The organism is Bradyrhizobium sp. P5_C12, from assembly GCF_054049735.1.
Map to the genome: position 1 here is coordinate 1 of NZ_JBFULU010000088.1, position 13,118 is coordinate 13,118.

At 60.3% G+C, this 13,118-nt stretch carries 16 protein-coding genes; 14 read left to right on the top strand and 2 right to left on the bottom strand.

Annotated features, from left to right (window positions below; all coding sequences use genetic code 11):
• The first annotated feature begins 475 nt into the window (after nt 1–475).
• Nucleotides 476–1,627 carry an OpgC domain-containing protein gene (locus ACXJMY_RS36865; RefSeq protein WP_456624259.1) on the top strand — a complete coding sequence of 384 codons (1,152 nt, stop codon included), beginning with the start codon at nt 476–478 and terminating at the stop codon, nt 1,625–1,627.
• 433 nt (nt 1,628–2,060) lie between these two features.
• Here ACXJMY_RS36865 and ACXJMY_RS36870 read toward each other — a convergent pair whose 3' ends face one another.
• Nucleotides 2,061–2,570 carry a YkgB family protein gene (locus ACXJMY_RS36870; RefSeq protein ID WP_456624260.1) on the bottom strand — a complete coding sequence of 170 codons (510 nt, stop codon included), beginning with the start codon at nt 2,568–2,570 and terminating at the stop codon, nt 2,061–2,063.
• A gap of 45 nt (nt 2,571–2,615) precedes the next feature.
• The gene (locus tag ACXJMY_RS36875; RefSeq protein WP_456624261.1) at nt 2,616–3,152 is read right to left on the bottom strand and encodes a carboxymuconolactone decarboxylase family protein; all 537 of its coding nucleotides are present in this window, start codon (nt 3,150–3,152) and stop codon (nt 2,616–2,618) included.
• A 131-nt stretch (nt 3,153–3,283) separates the two neighbouring features.
• Here ACXJMY_RS36875 and ACXJMY_RS36880 point away from each other — a divergent pair, with 131 nt between their 5' ends.
• The 13 genes from ACXJMY_RS36880 to ACXJMY_RS36940 form a co-directional block, all read left to right on the top strand.
• Nucleotides 3,284–4,279, top strand: coding sequence for an AraC family transcriptional regulator (locus ACXJMY_RS36880; protein ID WP_456624262.1), 996 nt, complete (start codon nt 3,284–3,286; stop codon nt 4,277–4,279).
• A gap of 104 nt (nt 4,280–4,383) precedes the next feature.
• Complete coding sequence (locus ACXJMY_RS36885) at nt 4,384–4,515, top strand: hypothetical protein (protein ID WP_456624263.1); 132 nt, start codon at nt 4,384–4,386, stop codon at nt 4,513–4,515.
• A 309-nt stretch (nt 4,516–4,824) separates the two neighbouring features.
• Nucleotides 4,825–5,034, top strand: a complete 210-nt coding sequence (locus tag ACXJMY_RS36890) for a hypothetical protein (protein ID WP_456624264.1) — start codon at nt 4,825–4,827, stop codon at nt 5,032–5,034.
• 114 nt (nt 5,035–5,148) lie between these two features.
• On the top strand, nt 5,149–5,364 hold the full coding sequence (locus ACXJMY_RS36895) for a hypothetical protein (RefSeq protein ID WP_456624265.1): 216 nt from the start codon (nt 5,149–5,151) through the stop codon (nt 5,362–5,364).
• A 65-nt stretch (nt 5,365–5,429) separates the two neighbouring features.
• Nucleotides 5,430–5,936: an A24 family peptidase gene (locus tag ACXJMY_RS36900; RefSeq protein WP_456624266.1), complete on the top strand. Its 507-nt coding sequence runs from the start codon at nt 5,430–5,432 to the stop codon at nt 5,934–5,936.
• Between the two features lies 1 nt (nt 5,937).
• On the top strand, nt 5,938–6,843 hold the full coding sequence (gene cpaB / locus ACXJMY_RS36905) for a Flp pilus assembly protein CpaB (protein WP_456624267.1): 906 nt from the start codon (nt 5,938–5,940) through the stop codon (nt 6,841–6,843).
• A gap of 183 nt (nt 6,844–7,026) precedes the next feature.
• Nucleotides 7,027–8,055 (top strand): AAA family ATPase, encoded by a 1,029-nt coding sequence (locus tag ACXJMY_RS36910; protein ID WP_456624268.1) that lies wholly within the window; start codon nt 7,027–7,029, stop codon nt 8,053–8,055.
• Nucleotides 8,056–8,201: 146 nt separating this feature from the next.
• The gene (locus ACXJMY_RS36915; protein WP_456624274.1) at nt 8,202–9,452 is read left to right on the top strand and encodes a CpaF family protein; all 1,251 of its coding nucleotides are present in this window, start codon (nt 8,202–8,204) and stop codon (nt 9,450–9,452) included.
• On the top strand, nt 9,452–10,381 hold the full coding sequence (locus ACXJMY_RS36920; protein ID WP_456624269.1) for a type II secretion system F family protein: 930 nt from the start codon (nt 9,452–9,454) through the stop codon (nt 10,379–10,381). The genes ACXJMY_RS36915 and ACXJMY_RS36920 overlap by 1 nt, the downstream gene beginning before the upstream one ends.
• The gene (locus ACXJMY_RS36925) at nt 10,378–11,289 is read left to right on the top strand and encodes a type II secretion system F family protein (RefSeq protein ID WP_456624270.1); all 912 of its coding nucleotides are present in this window, start codon (nt 10,378–10,380) and stop codon (nt 11,287–11,289) included. The genes ACXJMY_RS36920 and ACXJMY_RS36925 overlap by 4 nt, the downstream gene beginning before the upstream one ends.
• 3 nt (nt 11,290–11,292) lie before the next feature.
• Nucleotides 11,293–11,937 (top strand): methyltransferase family protein, encoded by a 645-nt coding sequence (locus ACXJMY_RS36930; protein WP_456624271.1) that lies wholly within the window; start codon nt 11,293–11,295, stop codon nt 11,935–11,937.
• Between the two features lie 24 nt (nt 11,938–11,961).
• Complete coding sequence (locus ACXJMY_RS36935) at nt 11,962–12,477, top strand: hypothetical protein (RefSeq protein ID WP_456624272.1); 516 nt, start codon at nt 11,962–11,964, stop codon at nt 12,475–12,477.
• Between the two features lie 9 nt (nt 12,478–12,486).
• Nucleotides 12,487–13,118: pilus assembly protein TadG-related protein (locus ACXJMY_RS36940; RefSeq protein ID WP_456624273.1), on the top strand; the 632-nt coding region annotated here is incomplete at its 3' end.

Below are 13,118 nucleotides of genomic sequence, written 5' to 3' on the forward strand. Positions count from 1 at the left end.
GCGGTGGTGAGGTCGAAACCGGATGTTCGGCCGATCGTTGCCGAGCATCCGTCCGTGCGAGCCAGGCATAAGAGGTCCAGGGCAATTCCGTCGATTCGTGTGGCAAGAGTTCGCAGTCCCAATGAGCTCCAGAGACCGGCCGAGGGGTGCTGCTGGTTCGAGTCGATGGACAGGCGGGCACCATCGAGACCTGCCTCGCGCAATCGCGTCGCGCGTCGTGACTCATGGACAGGATGGCATTTTCCGGAGGCAAATTGAAAGTCGGGGTTGTTCCGCCGGCCTCGTCCCTTGTCTTTCTGTTGATCTCACATCCAACATGCGCACGAATGTACAATACCGGCAGTCTTGGGCCGTTATGCTCGGAGCGATCACGTCGAAATGCCGGGGCGGGCTCTGGACGTCGTAAACGGAGGCGCTGCGCAGGCGGGTCGTCGGCGGAAGAGATGCCGCGTGTTCGAGCTTCGGTGCATTGACGATGAAGATTCTCGCGACGCTCCCGACCAAAGGCCGAGATCTCCGGCTGGACCTGTTCCGAGGTGTCGCCAATTGGGGAATCTTCCTCGATCATATCCCCAACAACATCGTGAACTGGGTGACAACGCGGAATTACGGCTTCAGCGACGCTGCGGATCTCTTCATCTTCATTTCCGGCTACACTGTTGCCTTCGTCTTCGCGCGGATGATGCTCGAACGCGGGTTTATCATCGGCGCAACGAGGCTTCTGAAGCGGGTCTGGCAGATCTACGTCGCGCACGTCTTCCTTTTCGTGCTCTATCTCGCCGAAATCGGATATGTCGCGCAGAGCTATGGTGATTCCGGCTTCACCGATGACTTCAACATACGCGGCTTCCTCGAACATCCCGCGCAGTTCCTGTTCGAGGGGCTGATACTTCGCTTCAAGCCGGTGAACATGGACGTGCTGCCGCTTTACATCGTGCTGATGGGCGTCTTCCCGCCGATACTCTGGCTGATGCTGCGCAGACCCAACATGACCCTGGCCGCTTCGACCTTGCTCTATTTGGCGGCCAGGCACTTCGGCTGGAACGTTTCGGCCTATCCAGCCGGCGTCTGGTATTTCAATCCGTTCGCATGGCAGTTTCTGTTCACGTTCGGGGCCTGGTTTGCGCTCGGCGGATCGGCGCAGGCGATGCCGTTCATCCGGTCACGTGCCGCGCTGGTGCTCGGCATCGGCTATCTTCTGTTCGCCCTGGTGATGACAATGGCGGCCCGGTTTGACGAACTGCGGTCGTTGATTCCGCCGGAGATCTACGGCGCCTTCAATCCGAACGACAAGACCAACCTCGCGCCCTATCGCCTCCTGCACTTCGTCGTGTTCGCGTTCTTCGTCGTTCGTCTGCTGCCGCGCGACTGGCCGGGGCTGGAATGGGCGATCTTTCGGCCCGCGATCAAATGCGGTCAGCAGTCGCTCGAAGTGTTCTGCGCCGGTATATTCCTGTCCTTCGCCGCACACGTCGTGCTGGTCGAGATCTCCGGCGCGATCTGGATGCAGATCGTGGTCAGCATTGCCGGCATCCTGATGATGACCGCGCTGGCGTACTACAGGTCCTGGTCCAAGAACGCCGACAAGGCACCGAAGGCCAAGCCGGTCGTCGCAGTGGCAGGTTGACCCCGATCGACAATGACCATGGCAATGAGAACCGGCGCACCACGAGCAGCCGATCCAAATCCTTGCAGGTACGATCTTCCTTGTCGCCCCAGGTTCGCGGCGGCAGGAATTCGCGTCGCCAGCTCGGAAATGATGCCAAACAACCCCACTGCCGCTGCTGTGGGATCCGTTAGTGCTCCCAGTCAGCGTGATCCAAGGCGTTGGAAAGCTGGTGTAGAAGTTGCGACAATTGTTGTTTGTCGGCGGTCGGGAAATCCTTGAATAGCCGAGCCTCTCGCTTGCGCGAGGCTATCGCGTGCACAGGGACCATTGCTGCGATGCTGTTGCTCACCACGAGGTAGGCAACAGCATCGGCGGAAGTGCGCGGCATGCGGTCAGACGGGGACGAGGCAGAGGTCCGCGATGGGCCGCGAGCAGATGCAGCCGCGGTTGATTACCGCGTCAGGCGAACCACATCCTGCCTGAGCAGATAGAAGGAGACTGCGAGCAGCACGACGTCCTTCATCAGGAAGGGCACGTTGCCCGTCATCGCAGGGAAGCCTCCCGCGGCGAGGTCCCAGCCTTCCGGCATGAAGGGAATGATGGTCACGGTTGCGATGAAGGTGCCGGTCGAGCCGAGAGCGCCGAGCACGCCAAGCCGGTGGCTCCAGAAGCCCGCGAGCAGCAGCGCGCCAAAGGTCCATTCAGAAACGCCGAGGAAATAGCTGGCGCCGGCGTGGCCGAACACGGGATAGAGCCACCAGATCAACGGGCCGTTGCTGATGAACGGGACCAGCCGTTCGAATTCGTACGGAAACCACTTCTGGTAACCGAAGAAGAAGAACATGATCACCATCGAGGCGCGAATGAGATGGTAGTCGAGATCTTCCGCGAGCAGGCCGGATCCCTGCAGGGCGCGAACGAGAGGATTTTGGGCAGTGCGGGTGTTGGCAAGCATGGTCATGGTCGTGATCCCTGATGTGAGATGATTGACGTGGCCGCGGTCGCGTCAGGCGACCGCCGGGAAGTCGATCTCGGTGTCGTTGATGCGGTTGAAGACGTTGGTGAACACGGTGGTGGCAAAGGCGAGGCTGATCTCGACGAGCTGGGCGTCGCTGTAGCCTGCGGCCTTGATCGCGGCGAAATCCTTGTCGCTGACGGTGCCGCTGGTGCGCGCAAGCTTGTCGACGAAAGCGACCAGCGCATCGCGCTGGGCATCACCGGTGGGCTGGCCATCGCGGATTTGCTTCAGCACTTCCGGCGCCAGGCCGGCGAGCTTTCCGAGATGGCTGTGGGCGGCGACACAATAGTCACAGCCGGCGGCCTCGCTGATGACGAGCTTGATGATCTCCTTGTCGGACTTGGTCAGTCCGCCGGACGCGAGCACAGCGTCGGCAGCGAGCATGGCCTTGAGCGCAGCGGGGCCATGGGCCGCGATGGCCGCAAAGGTGTTCGGCACGCTGCCGATGGCCTTCTTGATCTGGGCATAGACCTGGCCGGAGGGGCCGGCGTCAGTTTCGAGGTTCGGGACGGAAAGACGGGACATGATGGCACTCCTTGGTTCGGGTGGTGAACGATCGCGGAGTGACAATATGGTCGCGATATGAGATGTTGAATGCCTGATATGCTTGTATATATGCCCAATCGTCTCATGTTGCACATCGAGAGGGGAACACGATGGATTGGCTGAGCCGGCTGTTCGAGATGATGCCGGTGCGCGGCCGTCTGGACCTGCGCTGCTCCTACGGCGCCCCCTGGCGGATCGAGCAGGGGCCGGGCGAGGCCAACGAAATCCCGTACCACGCGGTGCTTGCAGGCTCGGCGATGCTGGACGATCCGGCGGGAGGCCGGCCGCTGCCACTCGAGGCCGGCGACATTCTGCTGCTGCCGCGCAATCCCCGGCACGTCATGCACGACGGCAGCGGAGCTGCGCCGTTGAAGGCCCGCAACCGCGCGTCACTCAACTTCACGATCAGCGAGAATCCCGGCTCGGACGCCCGGCTCGATCTGCTGTGCGGACATTTTTCGATCGCCCCGCCGCACGACCGGTTGCTTCGCGACTATCTGCCGCCGGTGCTGATCGTAAAGGCCGGCGCGCAGGCCGGAGAGCGGGACACGGCGGCGCAGCTTGCAGGCCTCGTGGCCTTGATGCGCGGCGAGACCGCGGACGATCAGCTGGGTGGCCGCGCGATGCTGAACGCGTTGTCGACGGCGATGTTCGCGCTCGTGCTGCGCCTCGCCAGCGAGACCGGGGACGCGCCGCGCGGACTGCTCGCGCTCGCAGGTCACCCGCGCCTCGCGCCGGTCGTCGCGGCCATGTTCAATGCGCCCGCGCGCGCATGGACGCTGCCCGAACTCGCGCAGCTCGCCAACATGTCGCGTGCGACGCTCGCCCGTCAATTCCAGGAGAAGGTCGGACGTTCGCCGAGCGAACTGCTGACCGACATCCGCATGACGCTGGCAACGAACGAACTGAGGAAATCCTCGCTCTCGACCGGAGCGGTGGCCGAAGCGGTCGGATATCTGTCCGAGGCGGCGTTCCAGCGGGCGTTCAAGAGCCACATGGGCATCACCCCCGCGCAATGGCGAAAGGCTGCACAGACGCCTGCGACGATTGACGAACTGGAGGCGGCGAAGCGCGCAGAGGCGACATCGGGTGGCGAGAAGGCCTAGGCAGGCGAGCGTGAGGTGACCGGGCTACCTCAGCATCCGCGGCAGATGATGAGCTTGCGATCCAGCATCTGATCGCGCTGCTGCTGCTCACGCTCCCAGGATACATGATCCAGCCTGACGGAACGATCGCTTTCGCGACGGCCCATTTCACGGCGGGACCGGACAAGGCGGTCAGAGAATTCCTGTCGTTCAGGGTGCACGCAATGCCTGCAGCCTGCGTCGCGATGCGCCGATAGCCGCAGCGATATGCGCTTCAATTCTTTCACCGATTCATCGGCGAAAGAGGTGCATCAAGCGCCAAAGCGTCGCGGGGCCAGCTCGGCTACGGCCGAGTGCTCGGGACGCGCCGTCGCGCGTCGATCGAACTCCGGCCGGCCGGCGAATGGTTAACGGGGGAGAGGGGTACCCCCTTTGATCCGCAGCACAACTCTACGGAGCACGCGAAACCTTCGGGCGGGCCATTATAAATGAGCCTAGTTGGCGCAGGGGTTTTTTCGTCAACAAGCGTTCCGATGTCTGTCACCTCAAGAGAAGGGATTTCTCCGATGCTGCATTATTTCATCATGACCACGGAAGCCATGAAGCGTCTGCGCAAGGACCAGGACGGCGTGGTGTCGTTCGAGTACATCATCGTCGCGGCCTGCATCATCGGCGCGGTGACTGCTGCGTTCGGTACCGGAGCCGGTGGAGCTATCGCGACGGCTCTGTCTGGCGGGATCAGCGCTATCACCACGGCTTTCACTGCGGCCGTGTAATACGGGCATCTTGCCCCAGAGGGGGGCATCGGAATCTGCCCCCCGCTTTCTGTGGCATGCATTCATGAATTGGATTGCTGCCACAGCCTCGGCCCAAATAAGGATTTCTCTCCCATGCTGCGGTATCGCGCTAAGTCCACGGACGCGTTGAAGCGTCTGCGCACGGACAGGGATGGCGTGGTGTCGTTCGAGTACGTGATGGTGGCGGCTTGTATCGTCGGTTCAGTGAGTGCTGCTTTCGGTACAGGCGCTGGTGGAGCTGTCGCGACGGTGCTGACGAGCGGGGTCAACACGATCAGCGCCGCTATCAGCGCTGCCGTCGGAAGCTAACACAGCCGTCTGGGCCCATGGAGGCACGGGAGATCTGTCACTACATTGTTTAAGGCGTGCATTTGATGAGTTGGATCGTTCCCATAACCTCGTTTCTCGAACTCCTGTTGTTGCTCTATGTCGTGACGACCGACATCGCGGCGCGATTGATCCGAAATGAGATTTGTCTAGCTCTGGCGATCCTCGGGATCGCGGGTCAATTGGCGAACCCAATGCAGCTTACCCAGTCGCTGATCGTGGCTGCGATCCTGTTCCTGCTGCTGTTCGGCATCTACCAACTCGGCAAAATTGGCGGCGGCGACGTCAAGTTGCTGGTTGCTTTGGCGATTGGTCTCCCGCTGACAGGCGTGATTCAGTTGTTGACCGTCACCGCTCTGGCCGGTGGCGTTCTTGCTTTGGTGCATCTGATGATGCGCCTCCTTCCATATCCCAGGCTGGCACCCGCCGGATCGTCGCTCGTACGCCGCGTCTACGCGGTCGAGCGTTGGCGCCATTTGCGACACGCACCGCTACCTTACGGGGTTGCCATAGCGTGCGGTGGTATCTGGACCGTTTTCAGCAAAGGACTTTGACATGTCATCCGCTTTGCGCCTCTCGATCATCATGGTGTTCATGCTCGCGACCGTCGCGCTCGGGCTCATCGCCTACAGCATGAACTTGCCGAAAGCGCAGGTCCCGGTCGCACAGGTCACGGAGAGCATTCCGGCGCCTCCCACTGTCGGGTACTTTGTCGCGGCACACCCGCTACCGAGAGGGACACTGGCGCGCGACGAGGATTTCGAGGTACGCTCGTCGCCGCCGGGTAGTGTTCCGACAGAGGCGATCCGTGATACCCCCGACGCGAAGATCGGACTTCGCGGATCTCTGGTTCGCAACTTCCTCGACACTGGCAGTCCCGTCACGTCCAAAGACATTTTGCGCCCGCGCGAACGCGGCTTTCTCGCCAGCGTCTTGGAGCCGGATACCCGTGCCATCAGCATCAACGTCGACGCCGCGTCTGGTGTCTCGGGCCTGATCTGGCCGGGTGACTATGTGGACGTCGTGTTGACCCAGGAGTCGACGACGGTGGCCGAGAAGCCAAATCCAGACTACCAGCATGGCACGCTGAGCGAAACCGTTGCTCACAATGTTCGAATTGTCGCGGTTGACCAGGAGATCGTGCAAGGTGGCTCGGCCAGCAACGCCACGGCCGGCAAGGTAGCGCGTACCGTATCGTTGCAGCTCGCGCCAGAGCAGGTCAAGAAAGTCACGGTCGCAGCACAGCTTGGAAAGCTCTCCCTGGCCGTACGGTCAGCGGTCGATCGACAGGACATGGGGGACACGGCCGCGACGGTGGTGGTTTATGCACGCAACAGCGGCACGAAATACTCAGTCAGAAGAGACGAAGCGGGGAACATGCGCACGCTGTTGAGCGGCGACGTGTTGCCGGCAATTGGCTCGTCGGCGCCGGTCGCTTCGGCCGTTTCGTCACGTCGGTAAGGGGAGGCAGTGGTGAGCGTAAACACGGCAGTAGTTAGTCCGGCTGAAGTATCTCCATCTGTTGCAGCGCGCAACCAAATCGTCTGTTTCGTAAATGACGAGCTTAGCGCGGCGGCTCTGCGCAAAGGCCTCGAGGGTAGCAACTTATCGATCAGGCGTGGCACGATCCGTCATGCCATACGGATGCTCGAAACCGACACCGAGCTATCCGCGTTGGTGGCGGACATCAGTGGAATCGATGATCCATTTTCCGAACTGGAAAGGTTGGCCGCCGTCTGCCCACCCGATGTCCGGGTGGCTCTGATCGGTGAGAGCAGGGAGATCACCTTCTACCGCGAGCTCATGGAAATCGGCTTGAGCGAGTACCTTCCGAGGCCGCTCACGCGCGATCTGGTGCTGCACCAACTGCGTCCGAAACTGCTTGGCGACGTGGCGCCCGGTGCGGCCGATCGTGGCGGGCATGTGATCTCGATCTGCGGCGCTCAGGGGGGCGCCGGCGCAACCAGTATCGCTATCAATCTCGCGCTGCAACTGGCCGAGACCACAAAGGCCAAGGTCGCGCTGCTCGACCTTCATCTACAAAACGGCGAAACAGCCGTGATGCTGGGTCTTCGGCCTGGGCCAGGGCTGCGCATCGCTCTGGAAAACCCGATGCGGGCGGATACGTTGTTCCTCGAACGCGCGGCAATCGATATCAACGAGCGAGTCTGCCTGATTTCCGCCGATGAGGATTTGGATGCGCAGCTCGACATCACTGAAGCGGGCGTGAGACATGTCCTCGGTCTGCTCCGTCAACGGTTCAACTACATCGTTGTCGACATACCAGTCCCGTTTCCGCCATCCATCCATCCGGTGATCACTCTTTCCCGGCACGTGCTGGTGCTGCTGGAAGCGGAGGTGACCGGACTTCGCAATGCCCATGCATTGCGGGCCGCCGTGACCAACATCGCCGGCAAGGATCGCGTGTTCACCTTGCTCAATCGTGCCGATCGTCCCGGCGGCCTTCCCAGGGCTACGATTGTCAAGGCCCTGGGCGCAGAGCCCGACATGGTGATTCCCGATCTCGGGAAGGGGATGACCCAGGCGGTCAATCTCGGAATTCCGGCTCTAAAGCACGTACGAGGATTGCGACGTCACCTCGCCCCAATTGTCCGGGAGATCGCAGGCGYCGGTGCCGAACGAAAGGGATGGTTGAGGAGGCTGCTCGGGTGACGAAAAAATTTGGTAGGCGCGAAGACGATACGCCAGCTCGTTTGCCTGCATTGCCACCAAGCTTGCCTGCATTGGCGGCGAGCCTGCCGGCGCCGAGCTCGCCTGCAGCTACGCCAAGGCGCGACGAACCTTCTACCCAGCGGCCGGTGATGCCGGCTCTGCTGCGTGAGCGGGTCATCGAGCAGATTGAGCCATCGGTGGCCGCAACGGTTTCGCGAGATGTTCTTCGGCGGCAGATTGAGGAAATCATCCATGGAATCGCCAACGAGGATCGGCTCGAACTGTCAGGTCGCGAGCAGTTTCAGCTAGCGGACGAGATTGCGGACGACATGACCGGCTATGGGCCGCTCCGTCCGCTTCTGCTGGATCAATCGATCAACGATATCATGGTCAACGGACCGAGTAACGTTTACGTCGAGCGACACGGCAAGCTGGAACGGATCGCGGTACGATTCCGCGACAATGATCACATCGCATCCGTAGCACAGAAGATTGCAGCGCAAGTCGGCCGGCGCATCGACGAATCCAGTCCGATGGTGGATTGCCGCCTGCCGGACGGCAGCCGCGTCAACATCATCTTCCCGCCGCTGGCGATCCACAGCCCCTGCATCTCCATCCGAAAATTTCCAAGTCGCCGTTTAGACATGGCCGGGATGATCCAGAACGGCTCAATCACCTCGGCCATGGGACAATTGCTGGAGATTGCCGCCCGGTCCCGGCTCAATATTCTGGTCTCTGGCGGTACCGGTTCCGGCAAGACGACGCTGTTGAACGCCATGAGCCAGTTCATTGATCACAGCGAACGCGTTGTCACCATTGAGGATGCGGCTGAGTTGCAGCTTCAACAGCCGCACGTGATCAGCCTGGAGACGCGGCCTCCCAGCCTAGAAGGCACAGGGCAGGTGACACAACGCGATCTGGTTTGGAATGCTCTGCGCATGCGTCCTGATCGGATCGTCGTCGGCGAGGTGCGCGGCGCCGAAGCGTTTGACATGCTGCAAGCGATGAACACCGGCCATGATGGTTCGATCTCCACGGTGCATGCCAACTCTGCCCGCGACGCAATGACCCGTATTGAAAACATGGTGCAGATGGGGCAGCCGAACCTGCCGCTGCGGGCGATCAGATCTCAGATCGTCGCTGCGCTGGATCTCATCGTGCAGGTAGAGCGCATGCGGGATGGACAGCGTCGCGTTATCCAGATCAGCGAGGTGATCGGGCTGGAAGGCGAGGTGATCACCACCAATGACATCGCGTTGTTCGAGTACGAACAAGAGGATGTTCACGGGCGGATATCGGGCACCTACAGGTCCACCCACGCGGTCCCAAAATTCAAGAGTCGTCTTTCCTATTATGGGCTTGATCGAGCCTGGACTGAGGCTATGAGGCAGCTGTAATGCCGGAATTCTTGACCACGATTGACCTGGTGCTCCTGCTATGCGCAGCAGCCATCACGTTGTGGCTCGACGCTCGACAGCGACGCATCGATCGTCAGCTAGCGGTAGCTCTGCCGGTTTCAGAGTTGGYGAACCTGCCCTCCATTCGTCGGTTAGAGGCCGGGTCCCGCTGGCAGCCTCTCTTCCGCATAGTCAGTTACAAGGCTGGGATAGCTTACGCTTGGCACCCCGCGTATGTGCTGTTTGCCGGTGTGGTCGCAGCGGCTGCAATCCTTTATGCCAATAGCGTGCTCAAATTTTCCGATCTCTACGCGTACCCGGCGGCTGCAATTGTCGCGATCATGGTGGTGCGAGGTCTGTTTGGATGGCAGCGAAATCGTCTCGCCAATCAACTTTTCCGACAGCTGCCCGACACGATCCAGCTGGTGACAAGTACTGTTCGATCCGGGCTACCCGTGACCGAAGCATTTCGCACCATCGCCCGCGAGATGCCGCAACCGACAGCTGGGCAGTTTGCCATCGTATGCAGCGAAGTGAGTATGGGGAGACCCCCAGAGGAGGCTGTCGAAGCTGTCTATCGGCGAACGCAAGTAGCGGAGTATGGGATCTTTGCGGTCACGCTTGCAGTCCAACTGAAGGCAGGTGGCAGTTTGACCGAAACCTTACAAACACTGGGAGATACTGTCAGGCAGCGGGTTGCGCTCGCTGCTCGCGCGAAGGCCCTGGCCGGAGAGGTGATCTTTTCCTCACGAGCGCTTTCATTGTCGCCCATAATTGTCGGTGGGCTGCTCTACACGATCAATCCGGTAACAGTCGATCTGCTGATCTATGATCCGACGGGAAACAGGCTCCTGGCTTACGCAGCAGCCTCGGTGATTATCGGGTCCCTAGTGATACGTTGGATGGTCAGAAGGGAAACAGAACTATGACCTTTGGTCTCAGTTTGGCGGCCCTGGCCATAGTACTTGCGACTGCGACCTTCGTGTTGATCATCCACGAGCTACACATTCGTGCGTTGGACCTGCGGGTGTCAAACGCGGTGCTGGGTGTTCCTGGCCGGTCAGCGCCCCTCCAGGACATGACCGGTTGGCTTTCGTCGCTCGGCATGCGGTATCGACGCTTCTACTCTGCGGAAAATCTGGACCAGCTCCGAACCATCGTTCAATCGTCAGGTTTGAATCCTCATCGAGCCTTGTCGATCTGGATCGGTCTCAAGACCGTCAGCATGTTCCTGTTCCCGGTCATCGCCTTGTTTGTTGCGCAGATTCTCGGGAAGCCGCTCATCGATGTGCTGGTCTTCAGTCTCATTGGCGTGGTGATCGGAATCATGGGGCCGCGGTTGATCCTGCTGGTGCTGAGACGGCGGTTTAATGCCGGCATTCGGCTGGGCACGCCGGATATGATCGACTTGCTGGTTGTGTGCAGCGAAGCGGGAATGGGTCTGGAAAGCGCGCTGGAACGAGTAGCGGAAGAAATGAAACAGACCAATCCTGCCATGTCCCGGGTTTTGTACAGCCTTCTTGATGATCTCCGGATATTGCCAAATCGCAGCGAGGCATTCGAGAAATTGGCATCTACGTCGGAAGGGCTCCGCCGGTTCGGCACCATGGTCAGCCAAAGCCTGCAATACGGAACGCCACTGAGCATGGCTCTGCGCAGTATCGCTATCGACCTCCGGCGAGAACGTATTACCGACCTCGAGGAGAGGGCGCACAAGTTGGGCGCCAAGCTGACTATTCCGATGGTGTTGTTCCTGCTTCCAGCCATGTTCGTCATTCTGGGGGGCAGTCCGTTTCTGCATCTCGTCCGTACATTCTCCAGCATCGGGGTGAAGTGAGCCATGAGCACGGTTGCCCTGTCGAAAAACCGGTCTTACGAGTGGATAATGCAGCTGCTCGGCAGCATGTGGTTCATGTTGCTGGCACTTTGCGTTGCCATCAGAATTGGGTCACTTATCGATCCGTGGCCATCGCTTCTGTCGAGTTTTTGCCTTGCCATCTTCTACATGCTCCTGGCGGTGTTGATCATGACCAGGTCGCCGGCAAAGGCGCATGCGGATGGGCTGCTGCCTAGAGTCGCTGCGTTCGTCGGCTCCTATTTACCGTGGACGATTTCGTTCTTCGGCAAAACCGAGCAAGCGTTGCCAAACTTGCTGTCCACCGCTTGCGTGCTGATCGGCATCATCATGATGCTTGTTACCATCCGACATTTGGGGCGGTCGTTCAGCTTGGTGCCACAGGCGCGTTCGGTTGTGCAAACCGGCCCCTATCGATGGATCAAGCACCCGCTCTATTTCGCGGAAGAGATCGTGATTGTGGGCGTGGTGCTGCAATATCTGACGCCGCTCACGGTGATCGTTTTGGTCCTTCACATCGGCGTCCAAGTATGCCGAATTCTCTACGAAGAAGACCTGCTTCGGCGCACTTGCCCGGAGTATTCCAGTTACGAAGCATCGCGTTGGAGATTGGTCCCTTATGTTTGGTGAGTAGCTATGCGTGGCCGAATTGTCGTGGACATCGTTCAAATTGCTCGTGCTCGGGGTCGGCATCCGGACGTGGTAAGTGTCCGTCGAGGCAGACGCGCGTGCCGTAAAAAGTCCTTCATCGCGGATCAGCGCGGCGCCGCCGCGCTTGAGATGATGTTCGTTTACATTATCCTGGTGTCGACCCTGCTGATGCCGCTTGCCGACGTTGCCGCCGCTGGTTTTCGGTTTGTATCCGCGTGGGAAGCATTGCGCGCCTTCGGGCAAAAGATCCAGTACAGCCCGCCGCCCGACGTGACCGCTTGGGCAGGCTGGAAGTCGGCGCTCCCCACTTCGGTGTCGGGTTATCCCATCAACAATCTCCAGGTCGTTTGCAGCGATAGCATGGCTGCCTGCTCCGCAGGCAACTCTGGTTCGCCCAAGCACTATACGTACACGACGACCGTCACCGTGGCACCCATCGTGCTGAGATCGGTGATCTGTCGAAGTGGCAACGCCAATCCTTGTTCGTTCACACTGGCTTACGCTGAACGGTTTCAATAGGAGTGTTCCATGCGTGGCTTGCTTCGCTCTCGTCGTGGTGCCGCCGCCTTCGCAACCGTTATCGCCCTGGTGCCGCTGATAGGCGTGGTCGCACTCGGGGGCGAGGCGGGATCGTGGTACGTCACCAGGCAACACGCGCAGAATGCCGCAGATTCGGCGGCCTATTCGGGGGCCGCGCAGCAATTGTGCTTGTCGAATCCACCCTGCGCGGTTTCACAAACAGTGGACTACCGCGCCAAGCAGGCCGCGGCACAGAACGCGTTCTGTAACGTGGGCTCCACCTCCTATCCCGGCTCCCAGTGTGTCGGTAGCAATCCGGCGGGAATCTCTCAGACCGTCCAGGTCGCCTCGCTCACGTCATGGAAGGGGACGGCCGGAACTTACGTTCAGGCCACTGTTAGCCAGCAACAGCCGGCATACCTCGCGAGAGTGCTTGGTCTGTCCACTGTCAATATTCCCGCGACAGCCGTGGCCACAGTAAAAAGTGTGCTGTTTCCGCCCTGCGTCCTGTCATTGACAGGCTCGATCGGCTTTCAGGGGAGCCCGAACATCAATGCGCCCAATTGCGGCATGGCCTCGAACAGTACGGCCAACAATGCAATCAACTTTACCGGCGGCGGGATGACCATGAATCTCGGCTC